21 protein-coding genes and 1 other annotated feature are annotated in these 19,155 nt (G+C 34.8%); of the genes, 11 read left to right on the top strand and 10 right to left on the bottom strand.

Annotated elements, in window-relative coordinates; translation table 11 throughout:
• The first annotated feature begins 22 nt into the window (after positions 1 to 22).
• Genes AMD00_RS05810 through AMD00_RS05820 form a run of 3 tightly spaced genes read left to right on the top strand, consistent with a single transcriptional unit; the run spans position 23 to position 2,898 of the window.
• Positions 23 to 1,027, top strand: coding sequence for a FecCD family ABC transporter permease (locus AMD00_RS05810; RefSeq protein WP_053416108.1), 1,005 nt, complete (start codon positions 23 to 25; stop codon positions 1,025 to 1,027).
• Positions 1,024 to 2,079: a FecCD family ABC transporter permease gene (locus AMD00_RS05815; protein ID WP_157059179.1), complete on the top strand. Its 1,056-nt coding sequence runs from the start codon at positions 1,024 to 1,026 to the stop codon at positions 2,077 to 2,079. Before AMD00_RS05810 ends, AMD00_RS05815 begins: the two co-directional genes overlap by 4 nt.
• A 15-nt stretch (positions 2,080 to 2,094) precedes the next feature.
• The gene (locus AMD00_RS05820) at positions 2,095 to 2,898 is read left to right on the top strand and encodes an ABC transporter ATP-binding protein (RefSeq protein ID WP_053416110.1); all 804 of its coding nucleotides are present in this window, start codon (positions 2,095 to 2,097) and stop codon (positions 2,896 to 2,898) included.
• Positions 2,899 to 2,955: 57 nt separating this feature from the next.
• Here AMD00_RS05820 and AMD00_RS05825 read toward each other — a convergent pair whose 3' ends face one another.
• On the bottom strand, positions 2,956 to 3,495 hold the full coding sequence (locus tag AMD00_RS05825; protein ID WP_053416111.1) for a GNAT family N-acetyltransferase: 540 nt from the start codon (positions 3,493 to 3,495) through the stop codon (positions 2,956 to 2,958).
• Positions 3,496 to 3,874: 379 nt separating this feature from the next.
• On the opposite strand from AMD00_RS05825, the gene AMD00_RS05830 reads away from it, so the two are divergent.
• The 3 genes from AMD00_RS05830 (at position 3,875) to AMD00_RS05840 (ending at position 7,580) form a co-directional block, all read left to right on the top strand.
• Positions 3,875 to 5,533, top strand: coding sequence for a tetratricopeptide repeat protein (locus AMD00_RS05830; protein WP_053416112.1), 1,659 nt, complete (start codon positions 3,875 to 3,877; stop codon positions 5,531 to 5,533).
• Between the two features lie 173 nt (positions 5,534 to 5,706).
• Complete coding sequence (proC, locus tag AMD00_RS05835) at positions 5,707 to 6,504, top strand: pyrroline-5-carboxylate reductase (RefSeq protein ID WP_053416113.1); 798 nt, start codon at positions 5,707 to 5,709, stop codon at positions 6,502 to 6,504.
• 140 nt (positions 6,505 to 6,644) lie between these two features.
• Positions 6,645 to 7,580, top strand: a complete 936-nt coding sequence (locus AMD00_RS05840; protein WP_281173038.1) for an alpha/beta hydrolase — start codon at positions 6,645 to 6,647, stop codon at positions 7,578 to 7,580.
• A gap of 47 nt (positions 7,581 to 7,627) precedes the next feature.
• Here the strand turns inward: AMD00_RS05840 and AMD00_RS05845 are convergent, their stop codons facing one another.
• The 4 genes from AMD00_RS05845 to AMD00_RS05860 all read right to left on the bottom strand — a co-directional run bounded on the left by AMD00_RS05845 (position 7,628) and on the right by AMD00_RS05860 (position 11,429).
• A complete protein-coding gene (locus AMD00_RS05845) occupies positions 7,628 to 8,983 on the bottom strand; it encodes an amino acid permease (protein ID WP_053416114.1) in 1,356 nt (451 codons plus the stop codon).
• A gap of 58 nt (positions 8,984 to 9,041) precedes the next feature.
• Positions 9,042 to 9,280 (bottom strand) — a binding site (T-box leader).
• Positions 9,281 to 9,456: 176 nt separating this feature from the next.
• Entirely contained in the window at positions 9,457 to 10,071 is a 615-nt protein-coding gene (locus tag AMD00_RS05850; protein ID WP_169786323.1) for a MepB family protein, read from the bottom strand.
• A complete protein-coding gene (locus tag AMD00_RS05855) occupies positions 10,068 to 10,457 on the bottom strand; it encodes a GyrI-like domain-containing protein (protein WP_053416115.1) in 390 nt (129 codons plus the stop codon). Before AMD00_RS05855 ends, AMD00_RS05850 begins: the two co-directional genes overlap by 4 nt.
• A 60-nt stretch (positions 10,458 to 10,517) precedes the next feature.
• The gene (locus AMD00_RS05860; protein ID WP_053416116.1) at positions 10,518 to 11,429 is read right to left on the bottom strand and encodes a helix-turn-helix transcriptional regulator; all 912 of its coding nucleotides are present in this window, start codon (positions 11,427 to 11,429) and stop codon (positions 10,518 to 10,520) included.
• Between the two features lie 361 nt (positions 11,430 to 11,790).
• Here AMD00_RS05860 and cyoE point away from each other — a divergent pair, with 361 nt between their 5' ends.
• Positions 11,791 to 12,735 (top strand): heme o synthase, encoded by a 945-nt coding sequence (gene cyoE / locus AMD00_RS05865; protein WP_053416117.1) that lies wholly within the window; start codon positions 11,791 to 11,793, stop codon positions 12,733 to 12,735.
• A 57-nt stretch (positions 12,736 to 12,792) separates the two neighbouring features.
• Here cyoE and AMD00_RS05870 read toward each other — a convergent pair whose 3' ends face one another.
• From AMD00_RS05870 to AMD00_RS05880, 3 genes are read right to left on the bottom strand one after another with little or no spacing between them, the layout of a single operon-like run.
• Positions 12,793 to 13,365: a hypothetical protein gene (locus AMD00_RS05870; protein WP_053416118.1), complete on the bottom strand. Its 573-nt coding sequence runs from the start codon at positions 13,363 to 13,365 to the stop codon at positions 12,793 to 12,795.
• 14 nt (positions 13,366 to 13,379) lie between these two features.
• Complete coding sequence (locus tag AMD00_RS05875) at positions 13,380 to 14,096, bottom strand: hypothetical protein (RefSeq protein ID WP_053416119.1); 717 nt, start codon at positions 14,094 to 14,096, stop codon at positions 13,380 to 13,382.
• A complete protein-coding gene (locus AMD00_RS05880; RefSeq protein WP_053416120.1) occupies positions 14,086 to 14,613 on the bottom strand; it encodes an RNA polymerase sigma factor in 528 nt (175 codons plus the stop codon). Before AMD00_RS05880 ends, AMD00_RS05875 begins: the two co-directional genes overlap by 11 nt.
• Positions 14,614 to 14,773: 160 nt before the next feature.
• On the opposite strand from AMD00_RS05880, the gene AMD00_RS05885 reads away from it, so the two are divergent.
• The 3 genes from AMD00_RS05885 to AMD00_RS05895 all read left to right on the top strand — a co-directional run bounded on the left by AMD00_RS05885 (position 14,774) and on the right by AMD00_RS05895 (position 16,865).
• Complete coding sequence (locus AMD00_RS05885) at positions 14,774 to 15,652, top strand: ComEC/Rec2 family competence protein (protein ID WP_053416121.1); 879 nt, start codon at positions 14,774 to 14,776, stop codon at positions 15,650 to 15,652.
• Complete coding sequence (locus AMD00_RS05890) at positions 15,649 to 15,867, top strand: DUF3006 domain-containing protein (RefSeq protein ID WP_245639448.1); 219 nt, start codon at positions 15,649 to 15,651, stop codon at positions 15,865 to 15,867. Before AMD00_RS05885 ends, AMD00_RS05890 begins: the two co-directional genes overlap by 4 nt.
• Before the next feature lie 125 nt (positions 15,868 to 15,992).
• On the top strand, positions 15,993 to 16,865 hold the full coding sequence (locus AMD00_RS05895) for an aminoglycoside phosphotransferase family protein (RefSeq protein WP_053416122.1): 873 nt from the start codon (positions 15,993 to 15,995) through the stop codon (positions 16,863 to 16,865).
• 66 nt (positions 16,866 to 16,931) lie between these two features.
• Here AMD00_RS05895 and AMD00_RS05900 read toward each other — a convergent pair whose 3' ends face one another.
• Positions 16,932 to 17,765, bottom strand: a complete 834-nt coding sequence (locus AMD00_RS05900; RefSeq protein WP_053416123.1) for an alpha/beta fold hydrolase — start codon at positions 17,763 to 17,765, stop codon at positions 16,932 to 16,934.
• Positions 17,766 to 17,783: 18 nt separating this feature from the next.
• Positions 17,784 to 18,638 (bottom strand): GNAT family N-acetyltransferase, encoded by an 855-nt coding sequence (locus AMD00_RS05905; protein WP_245639483.1) that lies wholly within the window; start codon positions 18,636 to 18,638, stop codon positions 17,784 to 17,786.
• Between the two features lie 188 nt (positions 18,639 to 18,826).
• Between AMD00_RS05905 and AMD00_RS05910 the strand changes: the two genes are divergently transcribed.
• Positions 18,827 to 19,033, top strand: a complete 207-nt coding sequence (locus tag AMD00_RS05910) for a KTSC domain-containing protein (protein ID WP_053416125.1) — start codon at positions 18,827 to 18,829, stop codon at positions 19,031 to 19,033.
• Positions 19,034 to 19,155: the final 122 nt, after the last annotated feature.

Below are 19,155 nucleotides of genomic sequence, written 5' to 3' on the forward strand. Positions count from 1 at the left end.
AGAAAAGAGTTTTGAATACCACATGTTATTTAATAATAATCTCTCAAAAATTCTTGCACTAATAAGCAGTATCATTCTATTACTCATATGTATGGTCATTAGTATCGTTTACGGTTATGCAGATACGTCCTTTCAGACCGCTTATCAAGCATTTACACAGTTTAATGACTCCAATGAACATTTAATCATTCAAAACGTACGACTTCCTCGTGCATTAATCGCAGCAAGCGTCGGAGCGTCATTAGCGATTGCTGGCGTTTTAATGCAAACGTTAACAAAAAACCCCCTCGCTTCTCCAGGTATCCTAGGGATCAATGCTGGAGCTGGATTTGCAGTTGTGTTTGCGATGGTCTTCTTCCAATCTACTAGCTTGCAATCATTTGCGTGGATTGCATTTGTAGGTGCAACAGTTGCAACGGCGGCAGTTTATGGGATTAGTTCTACGGGTCGAGATGCTATGTCTCCTATTAAAATTACGTTAGCTGGGGCAGCAATGAGCGCCCTCTTCTCTTCTTTCACTCAAGGATTATTAGCTACTAATGAGGCTGAATTAGATCAAGTGCTATTTTGGCTAGCAGGTTCCGTAGAAGGTCGTAAATTAGAATTATTAATTGCCGTTCTTCCTTATCTTATTATAGGTTGGATTGGCGCATTGCTAATTGCACCAAAGATGAATGTTCTAGCACTAGGTGATGATGTCGCAAAAGGGTTAGGTTTACCAGTTGGCTTGATTCAATTAGCGGTTGGATTTATCGTTATTATGCTTGCAGGTGGATCTGTAGCTGTGGCTGGTCCAATCGGTTTTATCGGCATAGTTATTCCTCATTTAGCTCGCAAATGCGTTGGAAATGACCATAGGTGGTTAATTCCTATGGCAGCATTACTAGGTGGTATTCTACTATTATTAGCAGACGTTAGTGCTCGTTATATTATCATGCCTCAGGAAGTTCCTGTTGGTGTCATGACAGCGTTTATCGGAACACCATTCTTTATTTATATTGCTAGAAAGGGGTTCAGAAAAGCGTGATGCAGTACAGAACTATAAGACTATTACAACAAAAAATTTCGTTTTTACTTGATATAAAAGCAACTAAGAAAATCTCATTATTATTCTGCTTAGTATTGGCAATGTTTATACTAAGTGCATCAGTAGGCGATTCTTTTATTAATCCGTTAAACGTTTTCCAAATTCTATTTGGTGGTGGTAATGATTTTGATCGCCTTGTAGTAGTTGATTTTAGATTACCTCGTATTCTAATCGCAGCCTTTGCTGGTATGGCATTAGCCGTTGCTGGCGCTATTTTACAAGGGATGATTAAAAACCCCCTTGCTTCACCAGATATTATTGGGATTTCTGCTGGTGGCGGTGCTGCAGTTGTCGCATTCTTAGCCATCTTTAGTGATCAAAATCACTCATTAACGGTTAGTATTCAGTGGCTCCCTATTGCAGGTTTTATAGGAGCTACGGTAATTGGCTTTGTCGTATACTTTTTAGCTTGGAAAGATGGTATTACACCTATTCGCCTTGTCCTTATTGGTATTGGGGTTTCAGCATTTATGCAAGCAATGACAACGATGCTCATGTTACTAGGTCCAATCTATAGAGCGAGTGAAGCGAATATTTGGATAACAGGTAGCGTTAGTGGAGCAAGTTGGGAGCAAGTAAAAATGGTCGTACCTTGGACTATTCTCTTACTTGTGATTTCCTTCTTCATCACAAGACATTTAAATGTACAAGAACTAGGTGATGATACTGCTTCAAATTTAGGACAACCTGTTCAGAAAATGCGTTTTCTTTTATTATTACTTAGTACTTGTCTTGTTGCCGGCGCTATTGCTTTTGCTGGTGCTATTGGCTTTGTCGGTTTAATGGCACCGCATATCGCACGTCGCTTAGTTGGTTCATCTTTTGGTGTGTTAATCCCAACTGCTGCAAGTATTGGTGCATTACTAGTTATGGCAGCGGATGTCATTGGTAGAACGGCATTTAGTCCACTAGAAGTACCTGCTGGTGTTTTTACAGCAGCAATTGGTGCCCCTTATTTTATCTATTTATTATTTAGAAATCCGAAGAACTAAAGGAGTCGAAAACCTTTGACAGAAACGATTGAAACGAAATCACTTACTTTAGGTTATGGAGATTCCGTTATTATAAAAGATTTAAATATTACAATTCCAAAGGGTGAAATCACCGTGTTAATCGGTGGAAATGGTTGTGGTAAATCCACTCTTTTACGCTCTATTGCAAGATTATTAAAACCAACGCATGGCACTGTATTATTAGAAGCAGAAGATGTCTTTAAACTATCAACTAAGCAAGTGGCAAAAAAGCTATCTATTTTACCACAATCCCCTACCGCACCAGAGGGATTAACTGTACTACAACTTGTGAAGCAAGGACGTTATCCTTACCAAAGCTGGCGTAAGCAATGGACTAAAGAAGATGAAGAGATCGTCTTAAATGCACTAAAGGCTACGGGTGTTGCAGAATTGAAAGACAAACCTGTTGATGAACTATCAGGCGGGCAACGCCAACGTGCCTGGATTGCTATGACATTGGCGCAAGATACGGATATTATATTATTAGATGAACCGACTACCTATTTAGATTTAACGCATCAAATCGAAATTCTCGATTTACTATATGAGTTGAATATTCAAGAAAACCGGACAATCATCATGGTCTTACACGACATTAATTTAGCTTGCCGTTATGCTCATCATATTATTACCGTAGCTAACCAAACCGTTTATAAAAAAGGCAAGCCTGTGGACATCATAAATGAAACCCTTATCAAAGATGTCTTTGATCTCGATTGTGAAATTACAGCAGACCCTATTTTCGGTACGCCAATGTGCATTCCTTTTGGGAAAGGGCGAAAAGTAACTCAATTTTAAATTATAAAAAGGACGGGAGCATATTATCTACTCCGGTCCTTTTTATTTGTTTTATCTCTAATGTGCTCTATACTCCACTAACCAGCAATCTCTTAATTCACCTTCATGCATCTCATGCTTTGGTAAATATCGTACTTTCTTAAAACCACATTTTTCGTAGCAATGAATGGCTCTTTCATTCCAAGCTTGCGGATCCATAACAAGGATATCAACCTTTTTCTCGTTGACTAAGTATTCCTTCATCGCTAGAATAAGCTTGGTACCAATACCTTTATCCCAATAACTGGATTCACCAATAAATTGATCTAACCCATAAATTACTTCTTCGTCGTTATTGTAGTCATAAGCGCCCCTGCTCTCATGCTCTATAGGATAAAACTGAATATAACCGATACTGACCCCATCGTATTCTATAATGCATCTAGTTTCCTCTTCATTAATATCGTAAAATTTTTCATGTACTTTTTCTATATCAAATGGATTATCTTTTCCTTCGTAATATGTTAAAATATTTGCGTCTGAAAGCCATTTCGCGAGATAAACATCATCTTTTCTTTCTAACTTCCGAATCACTAACTGTTCATTTTGTAATATCATTTATTTATTCTCCATTCTCTGTTAATATAATTTGCACACAATTTGTAAGAAAATAATAGAATAGATTCACCCTCAACCCATATTCTTCATATCTATTTGTTATATTAGTACGATTTTGGTTAATATAAGCATAAAAATACTATTTTTACAATCAATTATGTATCATCTAGGTTACAATTATGTATAAGTTCCGTAACACTTGTAACAGTTATATAACAAATTCATTGATTTGCCCCTATTGCAATGATTTTCATGATTTAATTGAAAGAGTTAATGTAATTTGACATGGGAATTGAGCACTAGTTTCATATTCCTTACTCAGAATTGATATAAAAAAGCTTAAACTGTTTTAGCTTTGAAACTTAAAAAGGAGATTATCATGTCTATATCTACACAAAATGAAAATAAGGACGTTATTACTCAAATTGCCGAAGACATTTTAGCGCAAAACGGAGCTGTCCCTAGCAAATCTAACTATATTGATTTTGCCAAACAACTGAAACGTGATAATAAAGTTGCTCAAGCAAAAAAATTATTAGAAGAAGGTTCAAAAATATATCCACTGAATCTATCTGTTCATACTGAATTGATGAAAATCTATGTTCGTCAAAAAAATTGGAGCGACGTGGCAAAGCATTTACCAAGAATTTTAGTAAATATTCCACGGAAAACAAATTCTACACTTACTTATAAACTATATAAATATTTGATTAATAACAGACACTATTCTGAAGCAGGTGAAATTCTTGAGCTTCTAGTAAAGGCGAACCCTGAGGATGAGACACTTCAATATAAATACGTCGAATTGGCATTTGCCTCAAAGAATTGGCCAATAGCTATTCAAAGAGTTGAAGAACTTGTGCAATTTTTAGGTGAAAAGGTACCTGCTGCGGTGCTCGTTGACTTAAGTATTGCCTATCAAATTGTAGGCGAGCATGAAAAAGCTAAATCGTTATTCGCTGAATGTTTGACAAAGTATGTTGATGAGTTGCCTGAACTTTTTGAAGACGGCTATCGAAAAGTCACACTATTTGATAATGGCGAGAGTAGAATTGAGTTCTATAAATTCATCGAACCAACTAACACCGTGTTCGCAACGTTTGACTCTATTGATAAAACATGGGAAAGAACACCTTTCGCTTTCAACTTATTAAAGAAAAAAAGAGTGGATTTAATCTCATTAAGACGAAGAACAACGAAAAACTATCACCAAGATATCTCACGTGAAGAATATTATGAAACTGTTGCAAAATTGACTGATGGTTATGATAAAAAATTCGCTTATGGTACTAGCCTAGGTGGCTATAGTGCATTGTACTTTGGTTCAACAATTGATTGTAATATTCTAGCACTTAGTCCAAGAAACTCTGCACATCCTAACCATGGTACTAATATGAGAGTTGAAACGGTTTTCCAACACGAATTACAGCATCCTTATAATCCTAGAATTACTCCAACGATTATTTACGACCCAAAGGATTCTATTGATAGTAAATACATGAAAAAAGTAATCAGAAAAGCTTATCCAAATGCTAAGTATATTTACTACCCATATGCAGGACACCGTATTTCAATTTATCTATCTCAAATAGGTGTGTTAAAGGATATTGTAAAAAGATTCATGGCCGAGGAGCCTATTCCTAATTATGAACGAACACTACGATCAAAATCAACTGAGTATCATCGTATTTTAGCAATACATTGCTCTAAGACAAACAAAAAAAATTGGGCACTTCAGTTAACTGAAGAATCCATCAGATTATCACCAACTTATGACAGACCACGAGTATTGAAAGTTGAGCTTTTACGTGATTTAGGTCGCATGGACGAAGCGTTCGCAGCTGCTTATGAGGGACTTGAACTTTTCCCTAAATATACGAGACTACATTTACTGCTAATCAGTCTATTCGAACAACAAAATCAGTTGAAAGAAGCACTGAAAGCAGTCAATAACGCACTTGAAGTAAGCAAATCTCCAAAGCTGAAAGAAAAAAGAGAAGAATTATTAGCAAAACTTGAAATGCTTGCTACTGAATAAGCCTATACAAAAAACATCGTATTACATGTAAATACGGTGTTTTTTGTTTTTTTGATAATGGTTCACTTAGTCAAATACCGATAAATAAATTACATATGCATTGTTAATATCAAACACTATCCAACATTAACAGTCTGTACTATACTGATAGAATATGTTAGGAGAGTGTAAGAATGAAGTATGGATTTATTGGCCTTGGTAGTATGGCCTCTGCCATTATTAAAGGCATGTACAATAGTAAACAATTTTCAGCTACAGACATTTATGGTTATAACCGAACAGTTGCTAAAACAAATCATCTTGCGGACAACTATGGGCTTATCTCAAGTGATTCTATTAAAGGTATTATGACAAATGCTGATGTCATTGTATTAGCAGTTCAACCACAAGTATTACCTGAAGTATTATTAGAGGTTCAAAAATATATCAAAGAAAATCATCTTATTATATCAGTCGCAGCAGGCAAATCTATTGACTATATACAACAAAACATTCAAGCAGATACACCGATTATCCGCGTTATGCCCAATATTAATGCCATCGTAGGTGCTTCTACAACTTGCTACTCCATTTCTTCAACTGTTAATGAACAGCACAAAGAAATCGTAGAATCTTTGTTTGGAACAATTGGCTCTATTATAGAATTACCAGAAAATCTATTTACAATTTTCTCGGCTATTGGTGGGGCTTCCCCAGCCTTTACGTATTTATATATCGATTCATTGGCAAGAGCTGCCGTGCGAGAGGGAATGGATAAGAAAATGGCATTAGAAATTGCCGCCAGCTCAGTACTTGGTAGTGCTAAAATGATATTAGAATCTGACGAACATCCGTGGGAACTAGTCGATCAAGTTTGTTCACCTGGGGGTACTACAATCCAAGGTGTCACTTCCTTGCAAAATGACCATTTCGCTAGTACTATTTATGATGCTGTAACGGCCGTTATTAAAAAGGATTCCACTTTATCATAAAATCATCGCAGACAGAACTTTTCGCTACATAGCGTTACATTCTGTCTGCTTTTTTGTTACCTAAAAACAAATACCTACCTTTCTTATAGGAATAGTGTATAATTGAATTAATCTAACTTTGAACTTGAAAGGATGATTTCATGAATAATTTAATGTTTAACTTAACAAATACATCTAAACAATATATCGCTGACGCCAAAAAATCACCCAAATACTATACTCAACAACCAGCAGAGGTTAGGGCAGCAAGAGCGCTATGCCCAAAACCATTGATTGACTTACCTTTACTAAAACAAATAATAGATCGTAAAATTCCTGTTCGAGATGGGAGTGAAATTAGCGTTCGCATATACACGCCAAACGGTAAAGGTCCTTTTCCTATCATTGTTTACTATCATGGAGGAGGTTGGGTTTTCGGTAATTTAGAAACGGCGGATGCAGGTTGTCACTTATTAGCAACTGAAGCAAATGCCATCGTTGTTTCTGTGGACTATCGCCTTGCACCAGAATATAAATTCCCAACTCCTTTATATGACGCTTTTGATGCCCTTTTATGGGTCTATGAATTTGCAGCTGAATTAGATGGAGATTCTACGAATATTGTCGTTGCAGGAGATAGTGCCGGTGGTAACCTAGCAACAGTTGTTACACATATGGCAAAAGAGCAAAACGGTCCAATTATAACTGCACAAGCACTAATCTATCCAGTGACGAATATGGATATGACCACTGCTTCTTATGAAAACTATGCTCATGATCTAGGATTAGATCGTGACGGTATGAACTGGTTTGGAGAGCATTATGTTAATAATGCAGAAGATTATCGAAACAGTGCTGTTTCCCCTCTCCTACAAGATGATTTAAGCTATTTACCCAGAGCCATTATTATTGCAGCTGAATATGATGTTCTTTTTGACGAAGGCGTTTCCTATGTAAACCGTTTAAAAGAAGCAGGTGTTCCAAGTCATCATGTTGTTATGCCCGGATTAATCCATAGCTACTTCAGTAAGATGGAATTTTTTGAAGAAGAGACTAGAAAGACTGCTCAGCTAATCGCTGATTTTATTAAAAAATAGAAAAAACGCTTGGATAATCTATCTCCAGGCGTTTTTCCTATTAAATATTAAGCTTCATTTTGATGTAAACGACCCTTAAATACATAAGTTATAGTAATGAAAATGTAGATTGCAAGTGTAATACTAGTAACGATAATTGATGTTGTGAAAATAATACCAATCAGGATTGCACTTAAAGCAATGATGGCAAACCAAGTTGTATAAGGGAACCATTTAACGGCATAAGCACTTGTTTGCTCAGGCTGTTTTTTACGCGATTTCACATGAGCAATTGCAATGATTAACCAAATACATAATACCGTATATCCTAGGGAACCCATTAGAAAATCAAAAGTTTTGCTTCCTGCAAACAATGAAATTAACACACCAATATATAAGACAGATGTACATAATAGTATTGAGTATACCGGTACTTTCTTTTTCGATAATTTCGAAAAGACTTTTGGAATACGTCCGTCCATTGCTTGAGTATATAGCACGCGTGATGAGCCATATAATCCAGAATTCATCGATGAAATAATCGCAAGTAACACAACTGCATTCATAATATGATCTGCCCCTGGGATACCGATCATTTTGAATACCATCACAAACGGACTTTCTGGTACTCCGTTAACTTCATTCCAAGGAATCAAGCTAACGATAATTAAGAATGGTACTAAATAGAAAGAAATGATTCGCACTAATGTACTTCGAACTGCTTTTGGTACCACTTTTTCAGGATTTTTCGTTTCAGCTAATGTGACACCAATAATTTCTGTTCCGCCATAAGAATAAATAACTACAAGCATCGCAGTAATTAAACCTGTTGGGCCGTTCGGGAAGAAACCACCGTGACTCGTTAGATTAGAAAATCCAACAGCCGTATGATCACCGAAAGTAACTAGTAATAATATGAACCCTGCTATGATAAACACAATGATTACGGTAATTTTTATTAACGCTAGCCAGTATTCTGTTTCAGCAAAAGCTTTAACTGATAGTAAGTTGATAACTGTTACTAACACTGATACTGATAAAGCAAGTATCCAAATCGGGTAATCTGGTAGCCAATATTGAATGAAGATTGCAGCAACAACAGACTCTGCCGTGATGTTTAATACCCACATTTTCCAGTAAATCCAGTCTAAAAAATATGCTGGGTACTTTCCTAAAATAGATTGAACTAAATCTCTAAATGTCCTTGCATTGCTATTGCGGACTGCCATTTCAGCTAATCCTTGCATAACGAATAATAGAATGATACCACCAATTAAGTACGCTAGTAGTACGGATGGTCCTGCCATATCAATGGCTGCGCTACTCCCTTTAAATAAGCCTGCGCCAATTGCTCCACCTAATGCCATCATCGTTATATGTCGTGAAGTCATTGTTCTCTGTAAATTTTGTTTGTCTCTTTCCATATCCTTACCTCCATTAATCAAAAAAAGCATATCGTCTCTTCCTTCATCATCAAATGAAAGAAGAGACGATATGCCTTAAGCAAACCGCGGTACCACTCTTATTGGTTCTTATTCATGAACCCAACTTTAAAAACCTGGTAACGAAGGTTAAACGTTAAAATAAAAAGAATAGTCTGTCTATTCTTTCCACTCTACCACTCCTAGGCAAGTTCAAAGTATTATTGGACTGCGTTGCACCACCCCGCAGCTCTCTAGACCAAATAATGAGCTTTTACTACTCCTAATCATTGCGTTTTGAAATATTATTTCAGAAAATTTTAAATCAATATCCCATACTATACGGGCTAGTATCATTTTTGTCAACATTTTATTTTAGAATAATTATTAAGTTATAAAGCTTGTATACACTTTGTCCTAGAACGATCAAAATGGTTGCCTAAAATACGATACAAAAGTCTATATGTTAAGTATACCTAATATTTTAAACTATAAAGAATCTTCGCACGAACATAGTCTACTGCTGTATTTCGAGGAATTTCTAAAAAATATTTTAGTTGCCAATCTTGTGTTTTTTTAGCTTGCCTGCTTATAGGCTTATCCCAAGGTGGATAAACGCGAATTGCACGTTTACCCCCTTGCCCTTTATTGGATATTATATCCTGCTCATATAAAACAGCTTTTGGAAATACAAACTGACCAAATTCATTATCTTTTTTGACACTAATAACAAAGAAGTCGACTGAATCTGATACGTCATAAGGTTGAATTGATCCATCCCCAACCCTCTCCCACAAAGTAACAAATTGTCCGATTTTAGTAGGTGTTATCTTGGCTACGCGAAATCTAATCGAAAGATCATTTAACTTTAATACATAAGCTCCATATGCTGCATTTTGTGATTCAATTAGAGGTTGAGAACACACAAATCCACATGAGTTATAGACTAATTTCTTTGTTGCAATAAGGTTTTCATGTATTGCGTCAGAGTCAGTCCAAGAACTTTGACGGCTAGATTCAACAGCTGATAATTGTGGGTTTTTCTTATTTATCTGTTCACTCTCCTGGTAGTGATCAAACTTGCTAGTCATGAATTGACCGATAGATAGATCTTAATACTACCGTCTTCACAATAATGCTCAAAATCCGTATTATAAGCTCTGTCGATATCACTTTTCCAGATTTTCTCCCAAGCTTTGAAAACACCTTTTGGATCCATATGATCTACTTCAATGGCAAGGTAGTTATCTTCTGGAATTATGGTACTAACATCATTTGTATTTGGCTCTTCAGTACCGATATGTAGATCATAATCACCTGTAAAATCACTTGCATAATTACTATAAACTGCATAGATCTCACCCGTTAAATTTAATCGTAGAAACTCCTCCCACAATTTAATAATTTCATCTGTATTTTGATTATTCGTTCTAACACTTTTTCCATAAATCTGTTTTTCGTTAATTGCTGTATGCATTACAATTCCTCCTTCTCGTTTATACAAGAAGAATATCATTCATAATATGACAACTGTCTGTCAGCTTTTATAAATAAATTCTATTTCATTCATATATTTATCTTTCAGCCATTGCGGTGAAAGAATTTTTACATGTCTACCAAACATCATTATAAATGGCAGTATATTTTTGTTAACGTCGTAATGAAAGGCGACCTTAATACGTCCATCCTCAAGTATCGAAATTTCCTCTTCAGTAAAAAAATCATATAATTTCCCAAGTTCACTTTTTGAAAATAATAATGTAATCTGCTCCCCATCCGTATCGCTATTCGCTAAATAACCATTGCTATGATTATAAACTGATCTAGCCTTGTCCTTTATGACTTCCATATTTCTTATTCTAGTTAACTTGAATAATCTCAAGGCCTCTTTTTCTTCACAAAAAGCCTCTAAATACCAGCTTCCATTCATAAAATTTAGTTTTATTGGCTGAATAATGCGATTTGATAAATTCGCGCTTTGTGACACATAAGAGATGCAAATTTTATGTCCATCTTCAATTACAGAAAGTATATTCTTTACCTTTACTTTCGTTTCTTCTTCTATCGTTTCACGATGGAGTGTGGATGATAACACCGTAATTGGAGGATGATAGTCTTCATTATTTTCCTGCAATAGCTCTATTTTTCTTTGTAAAATTGTTAATTGATGACTATCAAATAATTCATTTTTCAATGATAATCCTTCCAATAAGAATTTCTTTTCCTCTTCATTGAAGGTGAATTTATCTAATTGATATGTATCGATTAAGGTAAATCCACCATTCTTTCCTAAATATGAAATAATAGGAATACCGATTGATGATAATGCATCCATATCACGATATATCGTTCTTTTGCTTACTTCAAATTTAACCGCTAATTCTTCAGCAGATACTTTCTTTTTCTGCAATAAATAAATCAAAATAGAGAGCATCCTTTCAGTTTTCATGGTCTATATCTCCTCCAAATAGGTGTAAATCTAACTTTAATAGTATTCAAGGGGTTTTCCAAATACATTCTGTAATTTCTTACTAGTTTATACGAATCAATTTTAAAGCTTTATTTTGCACAAATTAGTTATTTCCATATAACGATTAATTTCGAATTATATAGTTTCAATTTTCCAATAAAAATGATACATCTTCAAACAATGCATATGTGAAGAATTTATTACTTTTTTTGTGTCTAAAAAGTACTATCTACGTAGAATTATGCTCTGATTTACTGGAACTTTTGCAGTTTTTAAGAGATACTATAATATAGAGCTTAAAAAGTATTATTATTTATGATTAATAGGAAAGAGGTTTACAATGCAAAGTGATGTAAAAGTTGATCAGAGTGTAGAATCATCGTCCGAAACGATGCCGAAGCAACCTCTATCAAAAATATTAGCCCAAACGGTTAAGACTGGAATTATCAAATCAAATTTGATTCCTATGATTGCAGGATTAACATTAGCTTTATATAAAAATCAAATAAGCCCATTTGACAAAACTCTAGAAATTATATGCGCGCTATTTGGTTCTGTATTAGTAATTGGTGCAGCAGGTGCATTTAATAATTTATATGACCGTGATATCGATGCTGTCATGCAAAGAACAAAAAACAGACCAACTGTAACTGGTACAATCAGTGCTAAAACGGTCCTTTTTTTAGCTATTGCGATGACGATTATTGGCTTAGGTGCTCTTGCTTATGCAACACCAATGGCTGCACTTATGGGATTCATAGGTTTATTTGTTTATGTGGTTCCTTATACAATGTGGAGCAAACGCAGAACTATATATAATACAGAAATCGGAAGTATTTCCGGAGCAATGCCTCCTCTAATTGGTTGGGCCGCAATATCTCAAGATATTACGCATCCTGCTATTATCGGATTATTTGTATTAACTGTGTTATGGCAAATGCCTCACTTCTATGCAATCGCCATTCGTAAGCATGACGATTATAAAGCAGCAAACGTACCAATGCTTCCTGTCGTGAAAGGTATGCGCCGTACTTATATTCAAACAAATATCTATTTAGTATTATTAATAGGAGTTAGCCTTTTACTTGGTACATTAAGTATTGGTCTTATGTTAGTTGCGCTAATTTTAAGTATTTGGTGGCTTCTAATCAGTATTTCAGGAAAACGAAAAGAGAACCCGGAGAAATGGGCAAAATCAATGTTTATTTTTTCTCTATACCATATGACTATTTTATTCTCGACTATTATCATATACTCTCTAATCGGGATTTTCTTTAATCTATAAAGCATACACAACAAAACCAGCTAACGAGAAATTATTCTCGGAGCTGGTTTTTGTTTATTACTCTTCTTCTTTTTCAATCACTTTAAATTCTCCATCCGCATTCATGACACTATATTCTATCAAACCTTTAACCTCACCTACTTTTGCATTCTCTTTTAATGTAAGTACCTCTCCGTCTTTAAATTGAAATTCATAATATGAAGTCTCTGGATCCATTTCGCTCATTCTATAATAAGTGACCTTGCTTACTTCATTCCATTCATATTTACTTTCCTCTTTTGCAAAAACTCCTCGATAAGTAATAGAATCATCAGTTATCGTGACAAAAGACTTTGATGCACCGTAAAAAAGAACACCGCTACCAATCAAACATACGAAGGCAATCACTATTGAGGTTTTATTTACTTTTAATAAAAATAATATGGAAAAGCCCAAAAAGATTAAAAACAAACCAGCTCCATACACCCAATAATTGATAGATGGTGCATACACGAGACGAACACCATATTGATAATAGATTGTTTCTGCAACCCCTAATGGTACCAACAATACAAATAAAGGAGAAAATAATAAAGTACAAATAGCTAGTACCATAAAAATATGACGTGTTTCATACCTTTTATAGTGCATTTTAGATACACCTCTCACTTCTTTTTAATTAGATAATCATCGATTGTAGGATACACACCCTCTTCCCACTTTCTTACTATTTCAAGTGTTTCATATTTGAAACAGTCTATAAGTGGTACAACTTTGAATTGAAATGTGACTCTATTATTAACTTCTATTCGACTTCGTACATCTCCTTTAAATACCAGCAAAGTATAAGCATTTTGATGAGTATTAAATTTCACTTTAGATAAATTCTGGTCGTCGTCATAGGTGATATCTCTAACTACATCACGAATTGTAATTGTATCGCCTATTTTATAGCCTGCGAAATCTTCCACTCCATATTGATTTTTTTCATCATAAAGTAGTTCATTTAATTCGCTGAATGTCATTGGTCTATGTTTTACGATTTTATTTTTATGTTGATCAGATACTCTGTAGAGGGCTCTCTCCTCTTTCCCGATGACCTCCCAACTCCCCACAATTTTACTCTCTTCTTTGTTTGCACAACTTTCCCCAGCGGTTTGATAAATGAGTGTTTGTCGTTCTTCCGCAGTTGGTAGTGTTAGTATTATTAAAATTGCTAGAATACTTATTACTGAGGTCATCACAAAAATAGGTAAGTATGTGTTTTTCTTAGAAGTTTTTTTATGTGCAATTACTCTATTGCGCAATGATTGGATGAATTTTGGATCAGGTGCTAAATCTGGTCGTTCCTTTAGTTTATTCAACCAATTATCATTTTGCATAATGCATCGCTCCCCCTCCCTTTACTACTTGTTTCTTCAACTGAGTAATTGCCCTGTGGTAATCGACTCTCACTTTCAATTCTGTACAATTTAAAATTTCTGCTATTTCCTTAATCGATAACTCCTTCAACCCTTTTAATATGATCACGCTACGGTAATGTGGTTTTAAAGTAAGCAATGCTTCTTGCAAGGATTCCCACTCTTCCTGTAAAAGTAGCTGTTGCTCTGTATTATTTTCACTCGTTTTAAAACTTAAGCTCATCATGGAGGGGATTAATTGCCTCAATTTATACTTTCTATGAATATCTACTGCTGTATTTCGAGCAATAGATAAAATCCATGTCTTTCTTTTTTTAAAATCTTTTAATCTATGTATATTTTGCATAACCTTTAAAAACGTTTCTTGTGTGATGTCTTCTGCTTCTTGTTTATTGTTCGTATAATACATTGCGAAATGATATACATCATGGTAATAATCATCATATAGTTCTTCTATATTGACTTGAAATTTGCTCAACACATCACCTCTTTTTCTTTACATACTAATAAGTCGTTTGACATTTACATTTGTTTCAAATTATTAGTAATTATTTTTAAAATAGTCTTTTATTAAATAATTCTCACCTCCCTACAAATCAGGTACTAACAATGTTAAAGTGGTAAATGGAGGTTTTTATATGAAAAAAACAAGTATATTTATAGTTTTATTAATTGCTATTGGATTAATTTTTGAGCTTACGGACTCAAATGATTCAAACAAATCAACAGACCAGCCTTTTACTGGTAAAGCATCCGATGTCTTAGTACATATAATTGACATTGGCCAAGGCGATTCTATTTTAATACAGTCCAAAAATGAAAATGTCTTAATTGATGCTGGTAATAAAGGGGCAGGTGATGAAGTCGTTGCTTACTTACAGAAGAACAATGTGAAAACATTAGATGCTGTTGTCTCTACTCACCCGGATGCTGACCACGTCGGCGGCCTCGCTGAAGTCATAGATTCTATTAAAGTTAAGAAAGTGTACGCACCAAAAGTAAGTCATACAACAATTGCTTATAAGAATTTCTTAACTGCTGTGAAGAACCAAGGTTTGAAAATTACACAAGCTAAAACAGGGGTAGAAATACCAACGACAGAAGAAAATTTATCATTAAAATTCATTGCACCCGTTACTACATATAGTCAAAGTGATTTAAATGACTGGAGTGCTGTTTTACTTTTACAGAATGGTAATAATAAATTTCTATTCACTGGTGATGCTGAATTCCCTGCTGAAGATGACATGCTAGCAAGTAATTTAATACCACAAGTAGACGTTCTAAAAGTAAGTCATCACGGAGCTGAGGAAGCAACATCTGAAGCATTTTTGGCAAAAGCGAAACCAACTTATGCTGCCATTAGTGTAAGTGCTACAAATGGCTATGGTCATCCTACTGCTATTACATTAAATCGACTAAAAAAAGTGGGCGCAAAAGTATATAGAACCGATAAACAGGGCAATATAGTATTTACATCCACCGGTTCAGAAATATCTGTAAAGGACAATCAATGATGAAAACTGGGATAATTGATCGTTTCGAAAGTCAAATAGCCGTCATAGAGTTTGAGGAAGGTATGCAAGATATCGCTATCTCTGAATTACCAAATGGCGCCCAACCTGGTGATGTCTTAATCTTTCACCAAGGAAGAGTTACAATTGACCCTTCAGCTAGACATACACGAGATAAGGAAATCCAAGAATTAATGGATGATTTATTTGAAGATTAATACCGGTTAGCCAGGCGCTCTTGATACGCCTGGTTTTTTTTATTTGTAATTTACATAAATTTCTGAAGTTTTAGCTAAAAATCAATTATAATCAACATTAATGTCAAAATAATTCGAGGTCTTATATGCATTTATATGAACATTTACAAGAGATTGAATATCAATACACTTTAGATAAAATCGAATCCATTGAACAAATACATCAGGGTCAAACATCCCTGACTTATAAAATTAACACTCTTTCTGATTGTTTTATTTTGCGATCTCTGAAGAGCATTTCAGACGCGGATTTTGAATTTATATTACATCAGCATTTGAATGCAAATTGTTCTAGAAAAATAGTACCTATAATTCACCCTACATATGAAGGTAATTCGTATATTCAACTCGAAGAACAGGTTTTCCATTTGCAATCATACATTGCTTCTACTAAATGTGAAGTACAGATGGAAGAATGGATTAACGTATACTTTAAACTGCGAAACGCTATGCGCTTCTTTGAGAGTAATCATGTGAGAACTGATCGTTTTAACACTTTAGTTACTTGGGAAGCTATTAAAGAAAAATGGAGCCTAGATAATCGTTATCGTTTCCCTCCAGTGTTAGAAATGGAGAAGAAAATAAAGGAATTAGTAAATAGAACTTCAATTGAAAAGCAATGGATTCACGCCGATTTAGGTATTTGGAATACTCTTTTTAACAAAGAATTATTTATTATCGATTTTGGTGAAGCTAGAATCGGGCATCCTTATTTTGACTTAGCTGCAATCCTCACATCAAATGTACCAGCACACTATAATGCTAATGAGATTAGACACTATATCAATCGGTTTATCTCATGTTATTCTAAAATTGAATCTATTAATCTTTCTTTATTAAAAGACTTTATTTCATTGTGGTTTATTCGAGGCGCGCTCACTGCTTATAAGCAAAAAGCTTTTGGTACAGCACTTTACTTCCTCAACATGTTTAATAAATTTAATCGTTCTTTTACTTAAAGATAAAAAGCTGCTGATGGAGAAAGTTAACACTAAACTCCAGCAGAAGATTTCTTATAAAAAAATCTATAGTGTCTCCTTAACTAATTCAGCAAAATTCTCCTCTTCTTCAACAAAGGGAAAGTGATTGCTTTCCTCAAATGTAAACAGCTTTGCATTTGGTATAAGCTTAGCTATTTCCTCTGAAAAATAATAAGGACATTGCGCATCATGAATTCCACAGTATATATACGATGGGACTCTGACCTTTGAAAGCTGAGATCTTAAATCATAATTTACTAGTTCTACATACGAGAAATAATTGAGGCGTGGATTAACTACTTTTCCGCTATTTGGACGGTTAAAGTATTCATCATAGCGGTCTTTATAATAGATAGACATCTCCGTCCACTCGCGATTTAACTTTCTACGCTCTTCCAATGGCTTTTGTGGATCATTTAATTGTTGCATAATATCTCTAATACGTTCATTATTTTCATTGTTTTTGCAGTAAATGCTACCTTTATGTCGCATATATTCACTAGACGCTGCTGCTCCTCCTGCGATGACTTTCGTTAAAGATTGCTCTGCTAAAATAGCATATACTAGCGCCAACATTCCACCTGTTGAATGCCCTGCAAAAGCCCATTTTTCATATTGAAGTGCTTCCCTAATGGCTTCTAAGTCTTGCACAGATTCTGCCATACTTAAATCATGTTCAGTAATGGAAGTTACAGAATTCCCTGCTCCTCTTAAGTTCACTAAATAGACCGTATGATTATTAGTAAAATGGTTTGCGAAAGTATTGCCATTAGAATTATATTCACTGTATAAATGAGTCACACAAATTGGCGAGCCACTTCCCTTTACAAAAACTTCAAACGTTCCACGAGATGTTTCGATTAATTGTTGTTCCCACATAATAACGCCCCCTGTTATTCACTTCATAAATACAAGTTCATGTACAATGTTGAAGTCAGCTGATTGGTATAACTGAATTGCACCTCTCTCATTCTTTTCAACAGTTAAAGAAATTACTGTAATCGAATTATATGTAAATAAAAAATCTAAACCACGCAATAGCAATTTTCTTCCTATACCTTGCTTACGAAACCGATCATCAACGGCAATATACTCAATCGTACCTTCTCCGTTCTCGGCATCTGCTTCGACATAGACATACCCCTTTAATCCTTCGTTATCACAATAACAAAATACAACTTGATTCTCATTCAGACGTGACAAAATCGTTTGTGCATTATAATACGTATTTGGAAAGGCTAAGTCGTGTAAGTTTTGAAAGGCTTCAACATTAGCGGGATCCAATTGAAGTATTTCTTCCGTACTTTCAAACTTATGATTTTGACGGTCTTTATGTAATATATAATGATGCCCTCTCACTTTTTCACCAACGTTGTTTGTAAAAGCTATCGCAACTTCATTTTCAACATTGATAAAAAAATGAGGATGTTTTAAAGGCGTTGGCAGCTGATGACATAACATCATCCACATTTCAGGTAACAGTACTGCTGTTACTTCATTTTGAACAAACGGTCCCCATACTTCAGCAGATTGATCATCCTCATCGAAATCAAGTCCGATGGCTGCAACAATCTGTTCATTTTCAACCGCGATGATCATAGAATTTTCAAAAGGTAAGTCTGAAAATTTTTGTCGTAATGTAGACTTTATTTCTTGCTCATCTTGACCACAGTGACCAATATGTCGCATTGAAGTTGCATTGCAGCTGGCTAAAAAGTGAGCCAGCTGCTCAATATCTAGTGCAGTAGCCATTCTAATCACTTTGACTTCCCCCAATAGTAAATATTTTTACATCAATTTCGAATAAAAAAATGTATAGTATCCCATACTTAAACAGTAATTTATTTGAATTGGAAAAGTCAATATAATATTACAATATTAAACAATTACCTATCTTTTGAAAGCGCTTTCGTATATACTGAAATTAGGAGGGGATCGTTATGAATATGGTTTCTGTTACTTCATCAAAATTAGTAAATGTGGGGTTTGACCCTAGTGCAATGATTTTAAGAATTGAGTTTAAAGATGGTGTTTATGAATATTTCGGCGTTCCTGAGAGAATTTATAACGAATTGATGGAAGCAGACTCAAAAGGTATCTACTTTAAACGTTATATAAAAGATAGATATAGATTTGTCCGTGTTTAATATAAAATATAGTATATTTTCCAAATATAAAAGCACATTCAAGGTGATTGAACTGACCCAAGAAAGTTAGACATATTTAGTTAAGCAGCTTCTAAGACCTGAGTTCGGTATTCCACCGGGCT

The organism is Viridibacillus arvi (assembly GCF_001274945.1).
GTDB lineage: Bacteria > Bacillota > Bacilli > Bacillales_A > Planococcaceae > Viridibacillus > Viridibacillus arvi.